Source organism: Pseudomonas wayambapalatensis (assembly GCF_049942315.1).
In the GTDB taxonomy this organism is placed as follows: Bacteria; Pseudomonadota; Gammaproteobacteria; order Pseudomonadales; family Pseudomonadaceae; genus Aquipseudomonas; species Aquipseudomonas wayambapalatensis.
In genome coordinates this window covers 1-22,903 of the sequence record NZ_JBNFMU010000192.1, presented here as the reverse complement: position 1 = coordinate 22,903, position 22,903 = coordinate 1, and the positions used below count along the sequence as shown (strand labels likewise).

23 protein-coding genes are annotated in these 22,903 nt (G+C 64.5%); 11 read left to right on the top strand and 12 right to left on the bottom strand.

The features are described from left to right. Positions 1–132: 132 nt before the first annotated feature. Entirely contained in the window at positions 133–873 is a 741-nt protein-coding gene (locus tag ACPZMI_RS15480; protein ID WP_186666927.1) for an SDR family oxidoreductase, read from the bottom strand. Positions 874–1,028: 155 nt separating this feature from the next. Here ACPZMI_RS15480 and ACPZMI_RS15475 point away from each other — a divergent pair, with 155 nt between their 5' ends. Then, the gene (locus ACPZMI_RS15475; protein ID WP_288377754.1) at positions 1,029–1,919 is read left to right on the top strand and encodes a LysR family transcriptional regulator; all 891 of its coding nucleotides are present in this window, start codon (positions 1,029–1,031) and stop codon (positions 1,917–1,919) included. A 155-nt stretch (positions 1,920–2,074) separates the two neighbouring features. On the opposite strand, the gene ACPZMI_RS15470 is transcribed toward ACPZMI_RS15475, so the two are convergent. The 4 genes from ACPZMI_RS15470 to ACPZMI_RS15455 form a co-directional block, all read right to left on the bottom strand. After that, positions 2,075–2,962, bottom strand: coding sequence for a LysR family transcriptional regulator (locus ACPZMI_RS15470; RefSeq protein WP_426352585.1), 888 nt, complete (start codon positions 2,960–2,962; stop codon positions 2,075–2,077). 118 nt (positions 2,963–3,080) lie between these two features. Continuing rightward, on the bottom strand, positions 3,081–3,977 hold the full coding sequence (locus ACPZMI_RS15465) for a bestrophin family protein (protein ID WP_186709760.1): 897 nt from the start codon (positions 3,975–3,977) through the stop codon (positions 3,081–3,083). Positions 3,978–3,998: 21 nt separating this feature from the next. Next, the gene (moaA, locus tag ACPZMI_RS15460) at positions 3,999–5,003 is read right to left on the bottom strand and encodes a GTP 3',8-cyclase MoaA (protein WP_288377752.1); all 1,005 of its coding nucleotides are present in this window, start codon (positions 5,001–5,003) and stop codon (positions 3,999–4,001) included. A gap of 143 nt (positions 5,004–5,146) precedes the next feature. Then, positions 5,147–5,605, bottom strand: a complete 459-nt coding sequence (locus ACPZMI_RS15455) for an Lrp/AsnC family transcriptional regulator (protein WP_065861420.1) — start codon at positions 5,603–5,605, stop codon at positions 5,147–5,149. Positions 5,606–5,756: 151 nt separating this feature from the next. Between ACPZMI_RS15455 and ACPZMI_RS15450 the strand changes: the two genes are divergently transcribed. Further along, positions 5,757–6,926: a trans-sulfuration enzyme family protein gene (locus ACPZMI_RS15450; protein WP_426352584.1), complete on the top strand. Its 1,170-nt coding sequence runs from the start codon at positions 5,757–5,759 to the stop codon at positions 6,924–6,926. A 138-nt stretch (positions 6,927–7,064) separates the two neighbouring features. Here the strand turns inward: ACPZMI_RS15450 and ACPZMI_RS15445 are convergent, their stop codons facing one another. Then, positions 7,065–7,301 (bottom strand): HP1242/YdcH family protein, encoded by a 237-nt coding sequence (locus tag ACPZMI_RS15445; protein WP_054895041.1) that lies wholly within the window; start codon positions 7,299–7,301, stop codon positions 7,065–7,067. A gap of 277 nt (positions 7,302–7,578) precedes the next feature. Between ACPZMI_RS15445 and ACPZMI_RS15440 the strand changes: the two genes are divergently transcribed. The 4 genes from ACPZMI_RS15440 (at position 7,579) to ACPZMI_RS15425 (ending at position 11,749) form a co-directional block, all read left to right on the top strand. Continuing rightward, positions 7,579–9,216 (top strand): phosphoethanolamine transferase, encoded by a 1,638-nt coding sequence (locus ACPZMI_RS15440; protein WP_186666920.1) that lies wholly within the window; start codon positions 7,579–7,581, stop codon positions 9,214–9,216. 103 nt (positions 9,217–9,319) lie between these two features. Then, complete coding sequence (gene rnd / locus ACPZMI_RS15435; protein WP_426352583.1) at positions 9,320–10,453, top strand: ribonuclease D; 1,134 nt, start codon at positions 9,320–9,322, stop codon at positions 10,451–10,453. Then, positions 10,450–10,743 (top strand): YcgL domain-containing protein, encoded by a 294-nt coding sequence (locus ACPZMI_RS15430; protein ID WP_186666918.1) that lies wholly within the window; start codon positions 10,450–10,452, stop codon positions 10,741–10,743. Before rnd ends, ACPZMI_RS15430 begins: the two co-directional genes overlap by 4 nt. A gap of 73 nt (positions 10,744–10,816) precedes the next feature. Further along, positions 10,817–11,749, top strand: a complete 933-nt coding sequence (locus tag ACPZMI_RS15425) for a D-2-hydroxyacid dehydrogenase (protein ID WP_186666917.1) — start codon at positions 10,817–10,819, stop codon at positions 11,747–11,749. A 54-nt stretch (positions 11,750–11,803) separates the two neighbouring features. Here ACPZMI_RS15425 and ACPZMI_RS15420 read toward each other — a convergent pair whose 3' ends face one another. After that, positions 11,804–12,397 carry a nitroreductase family protein gene (locus ACPZMI_RS15420; protein ID WP_426352582.1) on the bottom strand — a complete coding sequence of 198 codons (594 nt, stop codon included), beginning with the start codon at positions 12,395–12,397 and terminating at the stop codon, positions 11,804–11,806. A 147-nt stretch (positions 12,398–12,544) separates the two neighbouring features. On the opposite strand from ACPZMI_RS15420, the gene ACPZMI_RS15415 reads away from it, so the two are divergent. From ACPZMI_RS15415 to cuyB, 4 genes are all read left to right on the top strand, one after another. Then, complete coding sequence (locus ACPZMI_RS15415) at positions 12,545–12,994, top strand: YcgN family cysteine cluster protein (protein ID WP_063543654.1); 450 nt, start codon at positions 12,545–12,547, stop codon at positions 12,992–12,994. 40 nt (positions 12,995–13,034) lie between these two features. Further along, positions 13,035–14,243, top strand: a complete 1,209-nt coding sequence (locus tag ACPZMI_RS15410) for a hypothetical protein (RefSeq protein WP_426352581.1) — start codon at positions 13,035–13,037, stop codon at positions 14,241–14,243. Between the two features lie 193 nt (positions 14,244–14,436). Next, positions 14,437–15,720 (top strand): dicarboxylate/amino acid:cation symporter, encoded by a 1,284-nt coding sequence (locus ACPZMI_RS15405; RefSeq protein WP_426352580.1) that lies wholly within the window; start codon positions 14,437–14,439, stop codon positions 15,718–15,720. Between the two features lie 13 nt (positions 15,721–15,733). Beyond that, positions 15,734–17,191, top strand: a complete 1,458-nt coding sequence (gene cuyB, locus ACPZMI_RS15400; protein WP_426352579.1) for a cysteate racemase — start codon at positions 15,734–15,736, stop codon at positions 17,189–17,191. 43 nt (positions 17,192–17,234) lie between these two features. Here cuyB and ACPZMI_RS15395 read toward each other — a convergent pair whose 3' ends face one another. From ACPZMI_RS15395 to ACPZMI_RS15375, 5 genes are all read right to left on the bottom strand, one after another. After that, complete coding sequence (locus ACPZMI_RS15395; protein ID WP_186665388.1) at positions 17,235–18,029, bottom strand: class II aldolase/adducin family protein; 795 nt, start codon at positions 18,027–18,029, stop codon at positions 17,235–17,237. A 145-nt stretch (positions 18,030–18,174) separates the two neighbouring features. Further along, positions 18,175–19,074: a LysR family transcriptional regulator gene (locus ACPZMI_RS15390; protein ID WP_426352578.1), complete on the bottom strand. Its 900-nt coding sequence runs from the start codon at positions 19,072–19,074 to the stop codon at positions 18,175–18,177. A gap of 121 nt (positions 19,075–19,195) precedes the next feature. Continuing rightward, positions 19,196–20,095: a hydroxymethylglutaryl-CoA lyase gene (locus tag ACPZMI_RS15385; protein WP_186665386.1), complete on the bottom strand. Its 900-nt coding sequence runs from the start codon at positions 20,093–20,095 to the stop codon at positions 19,196–19,198. Between the two features lie 20 nt (positions 20,096–20,115). Further along, positions 20,116–20,508, bottom strand: coding sequence for a MerR family transcriptional regulator (locus tag ACPZMI_RS15380; protein ID WP_054893249.1), 393 nt, complete (start codon positions 20,506–20,508; stop codon positions 20,116–20,118). Between the two features lie 53 nt (positions 20,509–20,561). Then, positions 20,562–21,446 (bottom strand): helix-turn-helix domain-containing protein, encoded by an 885-nt coding sequence (locus ACPZMI_RS15375; protein ID WP_426352577.1) that lies wholly within the window; start codon positions 21,444–21,446, stop codon positions 20,562–20,564. A 165-nt stretch (positions 21,447–21,611) separates the two neighbouring features. Between ACPZMI_RS15375 and pobA the strand changes: the two genes are divergently transcribed. Continuing rightward, a complete protein-coding gene (gene pobA, locus ACPZMI_RS15370) occupies positions 21,612–22,796 on the top strand; it encodes a 4-hydroxybenzoate 3-monooxygenase (protein ID WP_288376910.1) in 1,185 nt (394 codons plus the stop codon). The last annotated feature ends 107 nt before the right edge of the window (positions 22,797–22,903 follow it).

Below are 22,903 nucleotides of genomic sequence, written 5' to 3'. Positions count from 1 at the left end.
CGTTACGCGGGCCATCATTTTTTTTGCACCACAACAGGTCGTGGCGATAAACCGCCACGCATGACAACACCCCGGGGGCCGGGGTGCAGAAAGGCGGGAAGATCAGGGACGTGGGGCGGCGTTATCGGCTGCTCAGGCCACGCCGCCGTTGGCGCGCAGGATCTGGCCGTTGACCCAGCCGCTGTCGGGGCCGGCGAGGAAGGCGACGACACCGGCGATATCCTCTGGCTGGCCCAGGCGGCCCAGGGGCGGAGCCTGAGTGGCGGCCTGGATCTGCTCGGGCGTCTTGTCGGCCAGGAACAGATCGGTTTCCACCGGGCCAGGGGCCACGGCATTGACGGTGATGTTGCGACCGCGCAGCTCCTTGGCGAACACCTGGGTGAAGGCCTCGACCGCGGCCTTGGTGCCGTTGTAGATGGCGTAGCCTGGCATTTTCAGGGCCAGCGTGGTGCTGGTCAGGTTGATGATGCGCCCGCCGTCGTTCAGGCGTGTGGCTGCAGCGCGCAGGGTGTTGAACACGCCCTGGGTGTTGATCGCGAAGTTGCGGGCGTACAGCTCGTCGCTGGTCTGCGCCAAGGGCGCGACCTTGAGGATGCCGGCGTTGTTGACCAGCACATCGATGCGACCCAGTTGCCGCTCGAGGGTGTCGAACAGGGTTTGCACCTGGCCTGCGCTGGACACATCGGCCTTGAGGGCGATGGCCTTGCCGCCGGCCTGGCGGATCTCGCTCACCAGCGCATCGGCTTCGTCATCGTTGCTGGCGTAGTTGATCGCCACGGCGAAGCCGTCACGGCTGAGGCGGCGGGCGATGGCGGCACCGATGCCGCGCGAGGCGCCGGTGATCAAGGCTACTTGAGAGGTCATGCTGGGCATCCTTCTGAGTGGGTGTGGGAAGGAGTGTGGACTGTTGGCGAAAAAAGATAATTGCGCGGCAGGTGCGATCAGTGTTCCATTTGCTTTAATTATCGCCTTGGCGTCTTTTCCCTTGCGAAGCAAGCGTAGCCGCCACCTTCCAGGAGAACCCGTCTATGGATCGCTTCCAGGAAATGCAGGTGTTCGTGCGTATCGCCGAGCGCGGCAGTTTTTCCCAGGCCGCCGAAGACCTGCAGATCCCGCGGGCCACCGTCACCAACCTGATCAAGCGCCTGGAGCAGCGCCTCGGCGTGCGCCTGCTCGAGCGCACCACCCGACATGTGCGCATGACCCACGATGGCGAGGCCTACTACCACCGATGCGTGCGCCTGTTGCTGGACCTCGAGGAGACCGAAAGCGCCTTTCGCAATGCCCCGCCCAAGGGCCTGCTGCGGGTCAACCTGCAGGGCACCCTGGCCAAGCATTTCGTCATGCCGGCGCTGGGTGGGTTTTTGGCGCAGTACCCGGACATCACCCTGCACATCGGTGAGGACGACCGCCTGGTCGATCTGGTGCGCGAAGGCGTGGACTGCGTGCTGCGGGCGGGCCTGCTGCAGGATTCGTCGTTGATCGGCCGACAGGTCGCCAGCCTTGAACAGGTGACCGTGGCAAGCCCCGAGTACCTCGCGCAACACGGCACGCCCGCGACGCTGGACGACTTGCAGCAGCATTTCGCGGTGGATTACCTGTCCAGCGCCACCGGCAGGGCGGTGCCCCTGGAGTTCAGGGTCGGTCGTGAGGTGGTGGAGCGTTTGTTGCCAGCGAGGGTTTCGGTGACCGGCGTTGACCTGTACACCGGCGCGGCGCTGTCGGGGCTGGGGATCGTGCAGGTCCCGCGCTACCGGATTGTCCAGGAACTGGCGGCCGGCAGCCTGCGCGAGTTGTTGCCGGACTGCCCGCCACCGCCGATGCCGGTGTCGGTGGTGTACCCACAGAGCCGACAGCTGTCGGCGCGGGTGCGGGTGTTTTCGCAGTGGTTGGCGGCGCAGTTGGGGCAAGGTCGCTGACCGGGTGACCGACGGTGAGGGAATAAACCGGCGTGGCGGGCGTTTACGAGCTGAAAACCCCAACGACCGGAGTCGTCACCATGCCCCACCTGCGTACCCTTGCCCACGGCACTCTGCTTCTCGGCACCCTTGGCCTGGCCAAGCGCTGAGCAGGCTCAGCCTGCGCTGAACAGTGCACGTGCTTCGTCGAAGCACTGTTCGGCGATGGCCGAGCGCGGTTCGCTGCGACGCAGCAACAGGCCCACCGGGCTGTGAATGCTGGCGTCGGCCACCGGGATGATGCGCAGGTGTTCGCTCAGCTCTTCCAGGCCGCAGTCCAGCGGCATCACCGCGCAGCAGATGCCGGCGTTGAGTGCCTGGATCAGTTGGAAGGTCGAGTCGCTTTCCAGCACGGCCTGGGGTTCCAGGCCGCGGCTGCGAAAGCTCAGGTCCAGCGACTGGCGGTAGTGCATGCCTTTGCTCAGCAGGCCCAGCGGCAGGCCGTCGAGGTCTTCCCAGCGCAGATGCTCGGTGTCGAACTGGAAGTGTCGGGTATCGTGCAGCAGGCCCATGGTGGTGGTGCCCAGCTCGATCACATCGAAGAAGCTGACATTGACCTGGTCGAGGTAGCAGATGCCCAGGTCGAGCTGGTTGCGGCTCAGGCCGTCGATGATCTGCTCCGAACTCAGCGAGCTCAGCTGGAAGTGCAGTTCGGGGTATTTCTCGCGCAGCGGCAGCAGCAACTCCATCGGGTTGAAGCTGGCCAGCGGCACGGTGCCCAGGCGCAGGCTGCCGACCACCTGGCCGCGGCAACTGGCGGCCTCGGCCTGCAGGCCGTCGTGGGCGGCGAGCAGGGTCTTGGCCCAGGCCAGGATGCGCTCGCCGGCTTCGGTGAAGCCCTCGAAACGCTGGCCGCGCTTGACCAGCACCAGGTCGAGCTCATCCTCCAGGTTGCGCAGGCGCATCGACAGGGTCGGCTGGGTGATGTGGCACAGCGCGGCGGCCTGGCCGAAGTGGCGGGTCTGGTCGAGGGCAATGAGGAACTTGAGCTGCTTGATGTCCATGGTCGGGCCTGACGATAGAGAGGGACTGCACGACACGTCTTATCGACTGGACGCTCGCGTCGGGCCCCTAGCCTGACGCAAAAAACCCTGTGTAGACAAATCTTGTGAGCGGCCGTCCCTAGCTCAACACATGCTTCACCGGCTCCAGCACCGGCGGCAGCGGCTCGCCCAGCGCAGACAGCACATCGCGCTCCAGCGTGCGCACCATGGCGTCGGTGGGCAGGTCGTTCTCGTCGCGGCCGAACGGGTCTTCCAGTTCGTTGCCGATCGCATCCAGGCCAAGGAAGGTGTAGCTGACGATGGTGGTGAACAGCGGCGCGAGCCAGCCCAGGGGCTGGGCCAGGGCGAACGGCAACAGCAGGCAGAAGATATAGATGGTGCGGTGCAGCAGCAGGGTGTAGGGGAACGGCAGCGGCGTACCCTTGATCCGCTCGCAGGTCGCCTGCACCTCCGACAGCCCCAGCAGGCGTTGCTCGAGCAGGGTATAGCGGAATTCGCTGATGTGCTGCTGGGTGGCCAGGTGCGAGCAGTGCGCGCCGATCTGGCGCAGGATGCCGTCGCAGACATTGTGTTCGGTGCCGACTGCGCCCTCGGCTAGCCACGGCTTCGCGCCACGCAGTTCGTCCTCGTTGCGCAGGCGGGCGTTCAGCGCATGGGCGAAGCCGCACAGGCTGCGCAGCAGCTCACGTCGCAGGGCCGGATCTGCGATCACCACGCTTTCGCGGATGAACGAGCGAGTCTCGATGATCATCCGCCCCCAGGCCTTGCGCCCCTCCCACCAGCGGTCGTAGCAGGCGTTGTTGCGAAAGCTCATGAAGATCGACAGCGACAACCCGAGCAGGGTGAAGGGCGTGGCGCTGACCGGGTAGAACAGCGCCGGGTAGCGTCGCTCGACCAGCACGATCAGCGCTGCCAGCAGGGTCACCATCAGGCAGCGCAGGGCGATGCGCTTGACGATCGAGCCGCGCAGGGTGAACAGCATGCGCAGCATGTCGGTGTTGGAATGGACGATCAAGGCGGTTCCAGAGACGGCCGATCAGCCGCCGGTCATGTTCATGAAGCGCAGGATCTGCACCTCGCCACCCACCTCGAAGTGATGGCGGTAGGGCTTGAGGTGCATGGCGTCGCGAATCGCTTGCTCCAGGCGCTCGCTGTCGCCGGGATGGCTGCGCAGGACCTGTTTGAGGTCCATCGAATGCTCGTTGCCCAGGCACAGCAGCAACCGGCCTTCGACGGTCAGGCGCACGCGATTGCAGGTGGCGCAGAAGTTGTGGCTGTGCGGCGAGATGAAGCCGACCCGCGTCTGCGGCGCTTCGGCCAGGCGCCAGTAGCGGGCCGGGCCTTGGGAGGATTCGGCCGATTCGATCAGGGTGAAGTGCGGTTCCAGGCGCTCGCGCACATCGTCGCTGGAGTAGAACGACTCGCCACGCTCGTGCTCGCTGATCACGCCCAACGGCATTTCCTCGATGAAGGTGATGTCCAGTTCGCGGTCGATGGCAAAGCGCACCAGGTCGACGATTTCATCGTCATTGCGGCCCTTGAGCACCACGCAGTTGAGCTTGGTACGGCGGAAGCCTGCCTGGCGCGCAGCGTCGATGCCGGCGATCACCTGGGCCAGGTCGCCGGTGCGGGTCAGGGCCTTGAAGCGTTGTGCATCGAGGCTGTCGAGGCTGATGTTCAGGCGTGTGACGCCAGCATCGAACAGCGGTTGGGCCAGGCGGCCAAGCTGCGAACCATTGCTGGTCATGCACAGCTCGCGCAGGCCGGGCAGGGCGGCGATGCGCCCGCACAGGTCGACGATGCCCTGGCGTACCAGCGGCTCGCCACCGGTCAGGCGGATCTTGCGGGTGCCCAGTGCGACGAAGCGCTCGGCGACCTGGTAGAGCTCTTCGAGGCTGAGGATCTGCTGGCGGGGCAGGAACTGCATGTCTTCGGCCATGCAGTAGACGCAGCGGAAGTCGCAGCGGTCGGTCACCGACATTCGCAGGTAGTCGATTTTTCGGTTGAAACCGTCGATCAGGGCCTGGCTGCTGTGTTCCACGTTCGCGCTCGGAAGGGTGGGGTGGGGTAATGTCCACGCTATAACCTGCAGGCACGGGCGTCAAATTGCTTTGCCCGACCGTTTGATAGGTGTGATCTATCAAGCGATCGGTAAGGGCGCATCAGGCCGCTGCCGTGATCTTCTCACCGATACACCGGAAACGCCGTGGTGTACTTGATCTGTTCCATGGCAAAGCTGGACGTGATGTTCGACAGCCCGTCGGTGCTGGTGATCAGCTTCTTGTAGAAGCGGTCGTAGGCGGCAATGTCGCTGACCACCACCCGCAGCATGTAGTCCCAGTCGCCGGACATGCGGTAGAACTCCATCACTTCCTCGAAACCGGTCACGGTCCTGGCGAAATGCTCGAGCCAGGCGCTGTCGTGGCGCTGGGTCTTGAGCTGGACGAACACGCTCAGGCCCAGGTTGATGCGCTCGGGGTCGAGCAGGGCGACGCGGCCGCGGATATAGCCTTCATCCTCCAGGCGCTTGACCCGTTTCCAGCAGGGCGTGGTGGTCAGGTTGACCGCCTCGGCCAGGTCTTTGAGGGAGATCGAGGCGTCGCGCTGGAGCAGGGTGAGGATGTGCTGGTCGAAACTGTCCATGGCGATAGGGGCCGAATTTGCAGAAAAAGTTTCTCGAGAGTAGCTCAATCGGGGAATCGCTTGCTACGTCTGGCGCTGTTGCAGCGGCTCGGGCCGGGATATGCGATAGTGGCGGTTTTCTACCTGACCCCTTCAGTCAACGGATCCGACCATGGCCGAAAAACCGCGCAATTTCGCCACCCGCACCATCCACGCCGGCGAGCAGTCCAGCGTCGCCGACAACGCTATCTTCCCGGCCATCGTCACCTCCAGCTCGTTCATCAAGCGCGGCCTGGACGATAACCCTGAATACGCTTACAGCCGCGTCAGCAACCCGACCCGGCACGCTTATGAAACCTGCGTCGCAGCCCTGGAAGAGGGTGTCGGTGCGGTCGCTTGTGCGTCGGGCGTGAGCGCCACTGCCACGGTGCTCGAGCTGCTGCCCAAGGATGCCCACGTGGTGGTGATGAATGGCGTCTATGGCGGCACCTTCCGCCTGATGGAGGACTACCGGGCACACACCTCCGGGCTGACCACCACCTATGTCGACCTCAACGACCTGGACGCCGTCGCCGCAGCGATTCGTCCGAATACGAAAATGATCTGGCTGGAGTCGCCGACCAACCCGCTGCTGCACCTGGTGGACATCAAGCCGCTGTGCGATCTGGCCCGCGAGCGCGGCATCCTCACCTGCATCGACAACACCTTCTGCTCGCCGTGGAACCAGCAACCGATCACCCTGGGGGTGGACCTGGTGATGCACTCGGCGAGCAAGTACATCGGCGGCCATTCCGACCTGACTGGCGGGGTGGTGGTGGCGGGCAATCCTGAACTGCTGGCGCGCCTGCGCAAGATCAGCATGGCGGTGGGCGCGATCCAGGGCCCGTTCGACTGCTACCTGGCCCTGCGCGGTCTGAAGACCCTCGATGTGCGCATGGAGCGCCAGAGTGCCAACGCCCTGCGTGTGGCGCAGTACCTGGAGCAGCACCCGCAGGTCGAGCAGGTCTTCTACCCAGGCCTTGCGAGCCATCCGCAGCATGCGCTGTGCCAGCGCCAGATGCGCACTGGCGGGGCGGTGGTGGCACTGCGTGTGAAGGGTGACCGTGCCGCGGTCAATCGCCTGGTCGAAGCGTTGTCGATCTTTGTCCTGGCTGACTCGCTGGGCGGTGTGGAGAGCATGATCAACCATTCCTGGACCATGTCGCACAACTCGCTCAGCCCGGAGCAGAAGGGCGTGATGGGTATCAGCGAGAACCTGGTGCGGTTGTCGATGGGGATCGAGGATTACCGCGACCTGATCGATGACCTTGAAGCGGGGTTGCGGGCGGCCGCGACGGCGTAGCAGCAAATATCGTAGGAGCGGCGGTTCGGCGCCCCGACTTGCCCGCGAAAAGCACATCGCGGTGTCTGGCACCGGCCAAGCCGGTGTTCGCAGGCAAGCCAGCTCCTACCACAAACCAGTGAGTTCGATTGAAAGGGCTCAACCCTTGGGCGGATGAATGATCCGCTCGATCTTGTCCTTGATCAGCAGACGTTCCTTGCGCAGGCGGTTGACCGCCTCGTCGTTGGTGCCGTTGCCTTCGGCGGCCAGCACTTCCTTGTCCTTGGCGTTGTATTCCTTGTGCAGCTTGTGCAGGTCCTGGTCCTTGTCGATCAGGGCCTGGAATTTGTCTTCGGTAATATGCAGGTCGGCTAGCAGATCGTGCGGGACTGGCATCTCTTCACCTCTGTTTCAGGGGTTGGTAAAAGTCCTGATCTTTCAGGATAGCTGCGTTTGCCGAAGGCGGGAGCGGTTCGCCGGGCATGGCTGCAGCGTCGCAACGCCGCTGAATGGCAGCTGAATGAACTTTAATTAATCATGAAAGACGCATGACAACTGATTGTTGGCGTCTTTTTCACAAAAAATTGATGCTACGCTTTCTAAAGTTCGGCCAACTTCCCAAGGTGCCCGCCCGGGTACGCCTGGTCGCTTCTAAACTCTGATTGCGAACGCCATGTTGAAAATCAAATCACTGCGGACCGAGTGGGTCACGCTGCTGGCCAGCCTTTACCTGTTGATCGGCTTCAATCTGTTCCTCTGGGAGCATCTGGAGACCATCCTGCCCCCCGGCATGGTTGGGCTGTGGCTGGGCCTGGCGTTTGCCGTACTGATGTTGTTCGCCTTCAACCTGATATTGACGTTGTTGGCCTTCAAGTATGTGTTGAAACCGGTATTGATTGTGCTTTTCATGAGTGGTGCCGGTGTCGCCTACTTCATGAATCAATATGGCGTACTTATTGATGCCGGGATGTTCCGCAATGTCGCCGAAACCAATATCGAGGAAGTGCGTGACTTGCTGTCGTTGAAGTTCGCACTCTATATGCTGGGGTTGGGCGTCGTGCCGTCGTTGTTGCTCTGGAAGGCGCGCATCGCCTACCGCCCCTGGCACCGCGAGCTGCTGGGCAAGCTCATCGTCAGCGGCGCCTGCGTTGCAGCCCTGGGCTCGATCGGCCTGGTCAATTACCAGGGCCTGTCGTCGCTGTTTCGCAATCACCACGAACTGCACTTGATGCTGACCCCCAGCAATATCGTCGGGGCGTCGTTCAGCTATGCCAGCGAAAAGCTCGGCAGCGCTGCCAAACCCTTCCAGAAATACGGCGAAGATGCCCATCGCGATGCCGCCTGGCAGAAGCATGAGCGCAAGTCGCTGACCGTGCTGGTGGTGGGTGAAAGTGCCCGGGCCGAGAACTTCGGTGTGCTGGGTTATGGCCGCGATACCACGCCACGCCTGTCTAAGGAGGCTGGCCTGCTGGGCTTTACCGATGTGCATTCGTGCGGGACCGAGACGGCTGTATCGGTGCCTTGCATGTTCTCCGGCATGGCACGCAAGGACTACGACCCGAGCCTGGCCAGCCGCCGCGAGGGCCTGCTCGATATCCTCGGGCGTGCCGGCATCGAGGTGCAGTGGCGTGATAACCAGTCCGGCTGCAAAGGCACCTGCGATCGATTCAACTACGTCAACCTCACCAGCGCCAAGGACCCGGTCCTGTGCGCCGATGGCGAGTGCCACGACCAGATCCTGCTGCAGAACCTCGATGCGCTGCTCGACAGCCTCGACAAGGATACCGTGCTGGTGCTGCACCAGATGGGCAGCCATGGCCCGGACTACTACAAGCGTTACCCCGCGGGCTTCGAGCGCTTCACTCCGGTGTGCCGCAGCAACGCCCTGAACCAGTGCAGCCAGCAGGACATCGTCAACAGCTACGACAACACGCTGGCCTACACCGACGAGGTGCTGGCGTCGCTGGTCGACACCCTGCGCAAGCACCAGGACAAGGTCGACACCGCCATGATCTACCTCTCCGACCATGGCGAGTCGCTGGGCGAATACAACCTGTTCCTGCACGGCACCCCGTACATGCTTGCCCCTGACCAGCAGAAGCACATTCCGCTGCTGGCTTGGTTCTCCGACAGCTACCGCCAGGACTTCGCCATCGATACCGACTGCCTGTCGAAGATGCGTGACACGCCGCTGAGCCAGGACAACCTGTTCCACTCGATGCTGGGCCTGCTGCAGGTGCGCACCGAGGTATACCAGCAGTCGCTGGACATGTTTGCCGGGTGCCGGCCCTGGTTGACGGCCAGGAACTGATCGCGCGCCAGCGCTACCGCTGATCGCCACCATGGATGGCCCGGGTTTCACGAGCAGTGCCCGCGCCGTATATACTGCGCGCCAATGTTTGTGGGAGAGCCTTGTGGCCATCGAAATACACTGGATCCGTGACGACCAGACCCTGGCCGAACTCTGCCGGACGTGGCGCACGCTGCCGTTCGTGGCCGTCGACACCGAATTCATGCGGGTCGATACCTTCTATCCCAAGGCTGGCCTGGTGCAGGTCGGCGATGGTCAAAGCGCCTACCTGATCGACCCTCTGCTGATCCGCGATTGGCAGCCGCTGGGCGAATTGCTCGAAGACAGTAGCGTGGTCAAGGTGCTGCACGCCTGCAGCGAAGACCTCGAAGTCCTGCTGCGCCTGACCGGCAAGCTGCCGCAGCCGCTGTTCGACACGCAGTTGGCCGGTGGTTACCTGAACATCGGTTTCTCGATGGGCTATTCGCGCCTGGTCCAGGAAGTGCTGGGTATCGAGCTGCCCAAGGGCGAGACGCGCTCCGACTGGTTGCAGCGCCCGTTGTCCGACACCCAGGTCAGCTACGCCGCCGAGGATGCCGTGCACCTGGCCGAGCTGTTCACCGCCCTGCGCCCGCGCCTGTCGGATGACAAGTACGCCTGGGTGCTGGAGGACGGCGCCGAGCTGGTCGCGCAAATGCGCCGTGAAGTCGAGCCCGAAACCCTTTACCGCGACGTCAAGCTGGCCTGGAAGCTGGGCCCGCAGCAGTTGGCGGTGTTGCGCGAGCTGTGCGCCTGGCGCGAGCGTGAAGCCCGCAGCCGTGATGTGCCGCGCAGCCGGATCCTCAAGGAACACTCGCTGTGGCCCATGGCCAAGGGGCAGCCCGACAGCCTGTCGGCGCTGGCCAAGATCGACGAAATGCACCCGCGCACCATCCGCCAGGACGGCGCAACGCTGCTCGAGTTGATCAAGAACGCCGCCAGCCAGCCCGCCGAGCAATGGCCCGCGGTGCTGCCCGAGCCGCTGCCGATCGAAGCCGCCGGCATTCTCAAGCGCCTGCGCGCCATCGGCCAGGCCGAAGGCGAGCGCCTGCAGATCGCCCCGGAGCTGATGCTGCGCAAGAAGGCCCTGGAAGCCCTGCTCAAGAGCGGCTACCCCAACGGCCCCTATCAATTGCCCGATTCGCTGCGCGGCTGGCGCCGTGAGCGGATGGGCCAGGCCCTGCTGGACGACCTGGCAGGTGCCGGAGAGACTCGATGAAACGTATCTGCTCGATCTACAAGAGCCCGCGCAAGCGCGAAATGTACCTGTATGTGCTCAAGGCCGAGGGGCTGGAGCGCGTGCCTGAGGGCTTGCTGCCGTTCTTCGGTACGCCGGTGCATGCCTTCGACCTGGTGCTGACCCCCGAGCGCAAGCTGGCTCGCGAGGACATCGCCAAGGTGCTGGAGAACCTCGACAACCAGGGTTACCACCTGCAGATGCCGCCGCCGGACGACGATTACATCGAGCACCTGCCCGAAGAGCTGCTGCGCCGCAACGATCCGGCCTGAGCCGGGGCGCGAACCCTATCACCAGGCGGCCCTCGACGGGCCGCTTTCGTCGTTCTGCAAGGTTGTCATCGAGATGCGCGTTCTGATCGCTGAACAGGATCATGCCCTTTACGCTCGCCTGCTGGGCGAGCTGGCACCGGACCTGGAGGTCCTGACCAGTGGCGATTCCGCCGAATTGTCGCGCCACGCCCCCGAATGCCCGATCTGGCTGGGTGAGCCTCACCTGGTCGCCAGCCTGCTGCGCCAGGGCCACAAGCCGGCCTGGATGCAGTCCACCTGGGCGGGTATCACGCCACTGCTGGCCGACGGCCTGCCGCGTGACTATCGCCTGACCCGCGCGGTGGGCATCTTCGGCCAGGTCATGGCCGAGTACATGCTGACCTACATGCTGGCCCACGAGCGCGATGTACTGGCGCGGCTGGTCAGCCAGGTCGAGCGGCGCTGGGATGGCCGGCCGGGCAACAGCCTGGAAGGGCGCAAGGTGCTGATCGTCGGCACCGGCGACATCGGCCAGCGGGTGGCCGAGTTCCTGCTGCCGTTTGGCGTGACGCTGTATGGCGTGGCCAGCAGCCCGCGCGAGCAGGCGCCGTTCGTCGAAGTGGCGGGGCTGGATGCGTTGCCGCGGCTGGTCGGCCAGGTCGATTACGTACTCAACCTGCTGCCGGATACCCCGGCCACCCATGACCTGTACGATGCCGCGCTGTTTCAGTGCTTCAAGCCGACCGCGCTGTTCATCAACGCCGGGCGTGGTGTGGCGGTGGTCGATGCCGACCTGGTCGAGGCACTCAAGAGCGGGCACCTGGCTGGTGCCGTGATCGATGTCTGCCGCCAGGAGCCGTTGCCCCAGCGCCATCCGTTCTGGACCGCCTGGGGGTTGCTGCTGACCGGGCACAGTTCGGCGCCGACCTCGCCGGTGGCGATGGTGCGCTTGTTCGTCGAGAACGTGCGGGCGTATGCGGCGGGGCAGGGGCTGCGCGGGGAAGTGGATTTCTCGCGCGGGTATTGAGGTGCTTCTGCTGGCCCTATCGCGGGTTTTTCCCGCGATAGGGCCAACCCGGTCTTAGAGGCTGAAATCCCCCTCAGCCGCCAACTCGCTCAGCGGCCGGCGCGGACTCGGCACTTCACGTGCCTGCAACGCCTCGATCAGGCTGGCCTTGTCGCCCAGCTTGCCGATCGCCACCATCGCATGCAGCACATAACCTTCGGGGACCTTCAGCTCCTTGCGCGCCAGTTCCTGGTCGAACCCGGCCATACCGTGAGTGTGCCAGCCGCTGATGCTCGCCTGCAGCGCCAGGTGGCCCCAGGCCGAACCGGTATCGAAGGTGTGCCACAGGGCAGGTGTCTCTTCGCTGGCGCCCGGGGCAGTGAAGGTGGTCTTGGAAAGGATCAGCACCAGCGCCGAGGCCTGCTGTGCCCAACTGCGGTTGAACGGCACCAGGAGTTCCAGGAAGCGCTCCCAGTTCGGCGTGTCGCGGCGGGCATAGAGGAAGCGCCAGGGTTGCGAGTTGTAGGCCGACGGCGCCCAGCGCGCAGCTTCGAGGAAACTCAGCAGGGTCTCTTCGCTGATGGGTTCAGCGGTGAACGCACGAGGTGACCAGCGGTTGATGAACTGCTCGTTGATGGCATAGTCGGCGATGCGGGGATTGACGCTCATGCGGGCTCCTGCGAAAAGACGAGGGAAAGCCTGAACGCTACTGCGTCCGCTCGGCACTGACAAGCGGTATGGCATTGCGTCGGGACAGGCTCTAGACTGGCGCCGCCGCGCGCCGCGGCCTTCAAAGTGATTGCAGGAAAACGTGTGATGATCGCCGACCCCGCGCCCTTCTGGCGGCGCAAGACCCTCGACCAGCTCGACCCGCAGGAGTGGGAGTCGCTTTGCGACGGCTGCGGGCTATGCTGCCTGCAGAAGCTCGAAGACGAGGATGACAACAGCATCTATTACACGCGTATCGCCTGCAAACTGCTGGACATGAACACCTGCCAGTGCAGCGACTACCCCAACCGCTTCGAGCAGGTGCCCGACTGCATCCAGCTCACGCCGGGCAAGGCCGACCAGTTCAAATGGCTGCCGACCACCTGTGGCTATCGCCTGGTCAGCGAGGGCAAGGATCTGCCGGCCTGGCACCACTTGGTCTGTGGCGACCGCGAGCAGGTCCATGAGCAGCGCATTTCCCAGTCCGGGCGGATGCTCAGCGAGAACGACGTCGACGAAGACGACTGGGAAGACCACCTGATCTTTCGCGCCGGCTGATCCGCCTGGCCCGCGCCTCTGGGGAACAAGGAGTTTCTGTATGCGTCGCCCGTTGTTGTTGCTACTGGCCCTGTCGGCCAGCTTCCCGGCCTGGGCGAAGAAGGTCGATCTGGATTACCAGGTGCGCTTGCTGCCCCAGACGGGCCAGGCCGAAGTGCGCCTGACCCTGGCCGAGGGCACGCCGGTGCGCAGCCTGGACTTCGACCTGGGCAGGCAGGGTGCCTACAGCGATTTCAAGGCGGACGGCCAATGGCAGGTGCAGCAGGACCGTGGCGTCTGGTACCCCGGAGCAGGCAAGAGCAGCCTCAGCTACCGCGTGCAGCTCGATGTGAAGCCCCATGGCAGCGCCCATGAGGCACGCATCACACCGCATTGGGCGTTGTTTCGCGGCGATCAGCTCGTGCCCCCGGCGCGTCTCGATCAGCAGGATGGCACCGAGTTGGTGACACGCCTGGCCTTCGAGCTGCCGTCGGGCTGGCAGAGTGTCGAGACGGCCTGGCCGCGCATCGGCAAGCAGAAATTCCGTATCGACAACGTCTCGCGCCTGTTCGACCGCCCCACTGGCTGGATGCTCGCCGGCAACCTCGGCAGCCGCCGCGCACGCCTGGGTGATACCGAGGTGACTGTCGCCGCGCCGCAGGGGCAGGGCATGCGGCGCATGGACACCCTCACCCTGATGACCTTCGTCTGGCCGCAGTTGCAGGCGGTGTTCCCGCGCAATCCGCCCAAGCTGCTGGTGGTCGGTGCCCGCGACGACATGTGGCGCGGTGCGCGTGCCTCGCGCAACTCGCTGTACCTGCACAGCACCGGCCCGCTGATCGGCGAGAGCGGCAGCAGCCCGCTGCTGCGTGAGCTGGTGCAACTGTTCGCGCAGATCGACGACCGTGATCGCAGTGACTGGCTGGGCGAGAGCCTGACCGACTACTACGCCACCGAACTGCTGCGCCGCGCCGGCGGCCTGAGCGATGACCGCTACCAGGCGTTGCAGGCGCGATTGCAGAAGGACGGCGCCAAGGTCAAGACCCTTCGCACCGAGCAGGCCGACGCAATGCAGGTGGCCAGGGGCGTGCTGTTGTTGCAGGCGCTGGATCGCGAGATTCGCCTGCACAGCCACGACAAGCGCTCGCTGGACGACGTCACTCGCGCGCTGATGCGCATGGCCAGTGTCAGCACGGAGGAATTCATCCAGATCAGCGAGAGCGTGCTGGGGCGCGAGTCCGAGGTGCTGGAGAGCAAGTTGTTACGTTGAGCGGGTGTCGGCTTCTTCGCGGGCAAGCCCGCTCCCACAGACACCGCAGCTTATCCCCAGTTTCCCTGGATTTCACCGCCATTCGACAACTATGCGAATTACGCATGAACCCATCGCGCATCCTCATCAACTGCCCCGGCCGTGCGTCGTAGCCTGTTGCTGTCCCTCCCGCATTCGACAGACAGAGGTCGAGATGAATAACAAGAAACTACCCCGTTACATCGCCGTGGCGATCCTGCTCGGCATCGTCGTCGGCTGGCTGTGCAACACCTACGCAGGCTCCGCGGACGCCGCCAAGCAGATTGCAGGTTACTTCAGCCTGGTCACCGACATCTTCCTGCGCATGATCAAGATGATCATCGCCCCGCTGGTGTTCGCCACCCTGGTCGCAGGGATCAGCAGCCTGGGCAATTCCGGTTCGGTGGGGCGCATCGGCCTGCGCTCGATGATCTGGTTCGTCAGCGCCTCGGTGTTCTCCCTGGCCCTGGGCATGCTGCTGGTGAATCTGTTCCAGCCTGGCGCCCACCTGAACCTGAGCGTGGAATCAGGCCAGGCGGCAAGCGCGGTGGCGGTCAACGCCGGGGACTTCAGCCTCAAGACCTTCATCAGCCATGTGTTTCCGCGCAGCATCGCCGAAGCCATGGCCAACAACGAGATCCTGCAGATCGTGGTGTTCTCGCTGTTCTTCGGGCTGGCGCTGGCGTTCGTCAAGCAACGCGGCAACACCCGCATCGGCGAACTGGTGGACGAGCTGGCCAAGGTGATGTTCCGCATCACCGACTACGTGATGATGTTCGCCCCGGTCGGTGTCTTCGCCGCGCTGGCCGCCGCCGTCACCACCCAAGGCATTGGCCTGCTGTTCGACTACGGCAAGCTGATCGGCCAGTTCTACCTGGGCATCCTGCTGCTGTGGCTGGTGCTGTTCGCGGTGGGCTACGGCTTCCTCGGGCGCCCGGTGTTCACCCTGGGCAAGCTGATCCGCGAGCCGGTGCTGCTGGCGTTCTCCACCGCGAGCAGCGAATCGGCCTACCCCAAGACCATCGATGCGCTGGAGAAATTCGGTGCACCCAAGCGCGTGTCGAGCTTCGTCCTGCCGCTGGGCTACTCGTTCAACCTCGACGGCTCGATGATGTACCAGGCCTTCGCGATCATGTTCATCGCCCAGGCCTACAACATCGAGCTGAGCTTCACCCAGCAAGTGCTGATCCTGTTGACCCTGATGGTCACCAGCAAGGGCATGGCCGGGGTGGCGCGGGCCTCGGTGGTGGTGGTCGCGGCCACGCTGCCGATGTTCCACCTGCCCGAGGCCGGGCTGTTGCTGATCCTGGCGATCGACCAGTTCCTCGACATGGGCCGTACCGCCACCAACGTGGTGGGCAACAGCATCGCCACGGCGGTGATCGCCGACCTCGAGCGGCGTCATGACGAGGCCCCGGCGCCCGTCGAAGCTGCGCTGAAACCTGCCACCCACGCCTGATCCGGACCGCTCCATGAAAAGCCCACGCAAGACCGCCAACGCGCGCACCCTCGGCATCATCGGTGGCCTCGGCTCGCTGGCCGGTGGCGACCTGTTCCTCAAGCTGCTAAAGAGCCAGCCGCTGCTGGCCGAGCAGGGGCGCTATCACCTGCTGTTCGAGCAGCACCCGTTCAAGGACCTGGCGCTGCCGCTCAGTGCGGGCGCGAGCATGACCTCGCGCAAGCTCTATGTGTTCCAGGTCTGCCAGGGCTATGCCGACAGCGGTGCCGACGCCGTGCTGGTGCCGTGCTTCGCCAGCCATACCTTCATCGACGAACTGCGCGCCGAGCTGCAGATCGCCATCGTCGATCTGATGGCCGCGCTCAAGGCCCATGTGGCGCAGATCGCCCCGCCGGGTGCGCGCCTGGGCGTGCTGGCCTCGGACTATGTGCGCGCTTCGGGGTTGTTCGAGCGGCACTTTGCCGACGACTACGAGCTGATCCATCCCTCGCCGGTGCAGCAGGCGGCGTTGATGGAGGCGGTGTACGGGCCTGCAGGCATCAAGGCCGGACATCTGGATGGGGTGGCGCTGGAGCTGTTGCACCAGGTTTGCCTGGAACTCGAAGGCCAGGGCGCGACGCTGTTGCTGCCGGGCATGACCGAGCTGTCGTTGCTGGCGCCGGAGCTGATGCGCCGTGGCATTCACTGCGTCGATGCCAACCAGGTGTATGCCGACTTCGCCAGCGCCACCGACTCGGTGCCGAGCCGTGCGCCGTTCAAGCTGGGGATCGTCGGTGGCGTGGGGCCGGCGGCGACCGTGGACTTCATGGGCAAGGTGGTGAAGAACACCCCGGCCGGGCGTGACCAGGACCATATCAGGATGGTGGTCGAGCAGAACCCGCAGATTCCCGATCGCACCGCCAACCTGCTGCGCCAGGAGGCCGACCCGACCGTGGCGATGTACTCGACCTGCCGCCGCCTGGAAGAGGAGGGCGCCGATGCCATCGCGATTCCCTGCAATACCGCGCATGCCTATGTCGAGCGGATCCAGGAGCATCTGGCGGTGCCGATCGTCAACATGCTGAGCGAGACCATCGATTTCATTTTGCACCGCTATGGTCGCGAGGTGCGGGTGGGGCTGCTGGCGACCTCGGGCACGCTGCAAAGTGGTGTCTATCACGCGGCGGCCGAACGCGTCGGCCTGTCGTTGCTGGTGCCGGACGACGCGGCGCAGGCACGGGTGATGTGTGCGATCTATGGTGAGGAGGGCGTCAAGGCGGGGTTTACCGAGGGGCAGTGTCGGGACGACCTGCTGGCGGGCGCCGGGCACCTGGTCGCGCAGGGCGCGCGGGTGTTGATTCTGGGCTGTACCGAATTGCCGCTGATCCTGGCCCAGGCCGATGGTTTCCCCATCGACGGGGTGCAGGTGGCACTGGTGGACCCGACCGATGTGCTGGCGCGCCGCTGCGTGGGGTTGGCGCGGGGGCGCTGAGGGAGCGCAACGGACATACCCGCTCCCTCAGCAGGTGCGGGCTTCAGCCCTGGTAATCGCGCCCCTCGCGATCCAGTTGCCGGATCAACGCATCCCAGTGCCGCTGAATCCCCTCGCCAAGCCCGTCGGAAAAGCGCTTCGACTGTTCATGCACCTTGGCAATCGCCGCTGGGGAGGCGTACTGCAGTTGGTCATTGCCACCCGCCTGGGCGGCGATCTGGATGTTGCAGGCGCGCTCCAGGCCGTGCAGCTCACGGAAGGCATGTTCGACACTGATGCCGCCGGTGAGCAAGCCGTGATTGCGCAGGATCAGGATATTGCTTTGCCCCAGGTTGGCCACCAGGCGCTGCTGTTCATCCAGGTCCAGCGCGACGCCCTCGTAGTCGTGATACACCACGCGGCTGTAATAGGCCAACGCATGCTGGGAGACCGGCAGCAGGCCGTCACGCTGGGCAGACACCGCCGCACCATCGCGGGTGTGGGTGTGCAGTACGGCCTTGAGGTCGGGACGGGCGCGGTGAATGGCGCTGTGGATGACATAGCCGGCCTGGTTGATGCCCAGGCCCAGCGGGTCGTCGATGATCGTGCCGTCGACATCCACCTTGACCAGGTTGGACGCGGTGATTTCGTCGAACAGCAGGCCGAAGGCGTTGATCAGGAAGTGCTCGTCCGGGCCGGGAACCCGTGCCGAAAAGTGCGTGTAGATGTGATCGGTCCAGCGGAACAGGGCTGCCAGGCGATAGGCGGCGGCGAGCTTGACCCGCACCTCCCATTCCTCGGCGCTGACCCGTAGGCGCACGGCCTCCTGGCTGGGAGGTACGACGGACAGTGAACTCATGCGGTGCTCCAGTGCAAGGCAGTACGGTGTGAACAGGACCGTAGGCGTCTGGCGCAACGCTGTAAAAGTCTTTTTGGTTCTATGCTAATTATTCGTTTTAAGAATTATCTTTTTGGTTTTTATGCAAGTTGATTATTTAACCAGGTCAACTCGCTGCGTTGTTCAGCCGGTTGCCCGCCACGGCGCCGAACAGCTCCACCGGCTCCTGCAGGTTGCCCAGGTAGCGTGGGTGGAACAGCCACAGGTCGACCTGCGGCTTGAAATCGCTGACGTTGACGATATCCAGCAGGTCTCGATGGCGACTGGCAAGCAACAGCGGTTCGGGCACCAGGCCCAGGCCCTGGCCGTTGGCGACCAGCCCCAGTTGCAACTCGGTGCCGAAGGTTTCGAGGTTGATCGACAGTGACAACCCCTGTTCGCTCAATGCGCGCTGCAGCCCGGCGCGAAAGCCGCAACCATCGGGGTTGAGCACCCAGCCGCGGGTATAGCAGTCGCGCAACTTGTAGCTGCGCTTGCCGGCGCTGCCCTTGGCCGCGACCACGCGCAACGGCATGCGCGTGATGGAATGGCTGGCGATGCCTTCGGGGAAGATCTTGCCCGGTGGGAAGAGCGCCGCAGCGGCATCCAGCTCGCCGTTTTCCATGCGCGCGATCAGGCTGCTGCCCCAGCCGCTGGTGACCTGGGTGCGCAGCTCGGGGTAGGCCTGGCGGATCTGCGCCAGGGCCTCGAGCAGCACGACATCGCCCAGTGTCTGTGGCACGCCCAGGCGCAGGGTGCCGGACGGCGCGCCATCGTTGGCCACCAGTTCGCGCAGGGCGTCGATTTCACGCAGGATGGCCTTGCACTGCTCGTACACGCGCAGGCCCATGGGTGTGGGCTTGAGTGGCTTGGTGTTGCGGTCGAGCAAGGTGGCGCCGAGGTCTTCCTCGAAATTCTGCACGCGCCGGGTGATGGCCGGCTGGGTCAGTTGCAGCGCTTCGGCGGCAAGGTTGGTCGACTGGCAACGGATGACGGCCACGAAGGCGTCCATGTCATCGATTTTCATATTCGGCGCTCACATATTGCGACTGGAGGACATACCCGCAGAGCATAATCCCGCTGGCCGGGAATGTCACAGTTCGATGAGCGAGGGAAACAGGGCGGCGCTCGCCGCCCCTGGGCGTGCGTCAGCGGGCGCTGCGTGCCCGTGCTACCCGCGAGCCGTTGGCACGCCCCAGCACATCGCTGATGCGTTGGCCGGCGGCGACCAGCTTGTCCAGGTCGATACCGGTCTCGATGCCCAGCCCCTGCAGCAGGTACAGCACATCTTCGGTGGCGATGTTGCCGGTGGCGCCCTTGGCGTAGGGGCAGCCGCCGAGCCCGGCCACCGAGCTGTCGAACACGCTGATGCCTTCGAGCAGGCTGGCATAGACATTGGCCAGGGCCTGGCCGTAGGTGTCGTGGAAGTGGCCGGCAAGCTGCTCGCGCGGCACCTGCGCCGAGACCACCTCGAACAGGCGTCGGGTATCGCCGGCGGTGCCGGTGCCGATGGTGTCGCCCAGCGACACTTCGTAGCAGCCCATGTCGTGCAGGGCGCGGGCGACCGGGGCGACCTGTTCGGCGCTGACCTTGCCTTCATAGGGGCAGCCGAGCACGCAGGATACATAGCCGCGCACCTGGATACCGTGCTCGCGGGCGGCGTCCATGATCGGTTCGAAGCGCTGCAGGCTCTCGCTGATCGAGCAGTTGATGTTGCGCTGGGAGAACGCCTCGGACGCTGCGGCGAACACCGCCACCTCCTTGACCCCGGCTGCCAGTGCATCCTCGAAACCGCGCAGGTTAGGCGCCAGGGCTGCGTAGGTCACCCCGGCACGCTGGCGGATACCGGCGAACACCTCGGCCGATCCAGCCATTTGCGGCACCCACTTGGGCGAGACGAAACTGCCCACCTCGATGTAGGAAAGCCCGGCGTCGGTGAGGTCGTCCACCAGGCGCACCTTGTCGGCGACGCTGATGGGTTGGGCTTCGTTCTGCAGGCCGTCGCGCGGGCCGACTTCGACCAGGCGCACGTGTGCGGGCAATGACATGGCGGGGTTCCTGTGGCGAATCAACGGTTATTGTTCAGGGTGGCGGCCAGGGCCTGCTCGCAGCGCTCCTGGGCGGTGTCCAGCTCCAGGTGCATCTGCTGGATATCGAGCATCTGCTGCTCCAGTTGCGCGCGGCGTTCGGCGATCTTGGCCAGCATGCTGGTGAGCTGCTTGAGGTTGCCGCCGCTAGGGTCGTACAGCTCGATCAGCTCGCGGCATTCGGCCAGCGAGAAGCCGATGCGCTTGCCGCGCAGGATCAGCTTGAGGGTCACCTTGTCACGCGCCGAATAGATGCGCTCCAGGCCACGACGCTCGGGGCTCAGCAGACCCTGCTCCTCGTAGAAGCGGATGGCGCGGGTGGTGATGTCCAGCTCGCGGGACAGGTCGGAGATGCTGTAGGTCTGGCTGCTCATGCTCGGGCTCGGGGGTGGAATGTGAGTAAGCTAAAGGCAGGTTGACGTATACGTCAAGGTGATTGCGCAGTACCGCTGCGTCGATAGGCATTGGGCGTTTGGCCGCTGAGGCGTTTGAAGAAGCGTGCGAAGTAGGTGGGATCGCTGAAACCCAGGCTGTCGGACAACTGGCCGATGCTCATGCGCGTGTAGGTCAGGTTGCGCCGCGCTTCGAGCAGCAGGCGCTGGTGGATCACCTGCAGCGCGGTCTGCCCGCTCAGCGCGCGGCACAGCTGGTTGAGCTGCAGGCTGGTGATGCCCAGGCGAGCAGCAAACTCATCGACCGACAGGTGCTGGCGGTAATGCGCTTCGACCAGGCGCAGGTAGTGCCCGAGCAAGTGGCGGTCGCGCTCGTCGCGGTTGCGCGGTGCCTGGCCCAGTTGTTGGCGGCGGCTGATCCACACCATCAGGGCGGTCACCAGCGCCTGCAGCATGGCGGCGCGAGCGGGTGCGCTGCCCTGGTACTCCTGCTGCAAGGTGTCGATCAGCCCGCGCAGGCGCGCGCGGTCTCGGCCCAGCGGGTAGCATGCCGCCGATGCCAGCACCGCCAGGGGTGCACCCAGGCGCTGCTCGAGGTCGGCCACCAGCGCCGTACCGAAGGTCAGCACATGGCCCTGGATATCGGCGCTGAAGCGAAAGCCATGCACCGTCAGCGGTGGCACCACCTGGATCGCCGCCTCGTGGATCTCGCTGCGTCGACCTTCGATTTCCACCAGTGCGTGTCCGCGCTGCACATAGAGCAACTGAAACAGTTCGGCGTGCTGGTGCGGCTTGATCTCCCAATGGTGCAGGCGGCTGCGTGCCGGGATCGATTCGCAGTGCAGCAGATCGCTGCCGGGCCAGGCGTGGTTCTCACCATAGAGCTGGAACAGCGGTATGCCGGGAAGGGAGGATTTCATGGTCGGGACACCTGTGCGCTGATCGCACGGAATTTTGAAAAGTGCAGATTTTCCATCGGATATGACACCTTTTCAGCTTTTTGCGCCAGTAAAAATGCAGGGGCTAACCCGAATAACGTATGCCGGCTGCCGCCAGTACGGCATCGACAAGGCGAGACAACAACAATGAAAACCCAGGTTGCAATCATTGGCGCCGGCCCCTCTGGCCTGCTGCTCGGTCAACTGCTGCACAAGGCAGGCATCGACACGCTCATTCTCGAACGCCAGACCCCTGAGTACGTGCTTGGCCGTATCCGCGCCGGCGTACTGGAGCAGGGCACCGTCGACCTGCTGCGCGAGGCCGGGGTGTCGGCGCGCATGGACCGTGAAGGGCTGGTGCACGAAGGCGTCGAACTGCTGGTGGCAGGGCGTCGCCAGCGCCTGGATCTCAAGGCCCTGACCGGTGGCAAGACGGTGATGGTGTACGGCCAGACCGAAGTTACCCGCGACCTCATGCAGGCCCGCGAGCAGAGCGGGGCGCCGATCGTGTATGGCGCGAGCAACGTGCAGCCGCACGGGCTCAAGGATGAACGGCCCTACGTGACCTACGAGAAGGACGGCCAGTTGCACCGCGTCGAGTGCGATTACATCGCTGGCTGCGACGGTTTTCATGGCGTTTCGCGCCAGAGCATTCCGCAGGGTGTGCTCAAGCAGTACGAGCGGGTCTATCCGTTTGGTTGGCTGGGCTTGCTGGCCGATACCCCGCCGGTCAACCACGAGCTGATCTATGCGCATCATGACCGTGGTTTCGTGTTGTGCAGCCAGCGCTCCACCACCCGCAGCCGATATTACCTGCAGGTGCCGCTGGACGAGCGGGTGGAGAACTGGCCCGATGCGCGTTTCTGGGACGAACTCAAGGCTCGTCTGCCCGAGGATGTCGCGGCGCGCCTGGTCACAGGCCCTGCGCTGGAAAAGAGCATCGCGCCGCTGCGCAGCCTGGTGGTCGAGCCGATGCAGTACGGGCACCTGTTCCTGGTGGGAGATGCGGCGCATATCGTGCCACCGACCGGGGCCAAGGGCCTGAACCTGGCAGCCTCGGACGTCAACTACCTGTATCGCATCCTGGTCAAGGTCTATGGCGAAGGCCGCACCGACCTGCTGGAGCGATACTCACCGCTGGCGCTGCGGCGGGTGTGGAAGGGCGAGCGTTTCAGTTGGTTCATGACCCAACTGCTGCATGATTTTGGCGAACACAAGGATGCCTGGGACCAGAAGATGCAGGAGGCGGACCGGGAGTACTTCCTGTCGTCCGATGCCGGTTTGGTGAACATTGCCGAGAATTATGTGGGTTTGCCGTACGAGGAAGTGTAGGCGCAACTGTCTTCTTCAAATCTAAAGGCCAGCCCAATCCCCTTGTAGGAGCGGGCTTGCCCGCGAACACGGGCGTAGCCCGTGCCAGGCAGCGCGGTGTCTTTTTC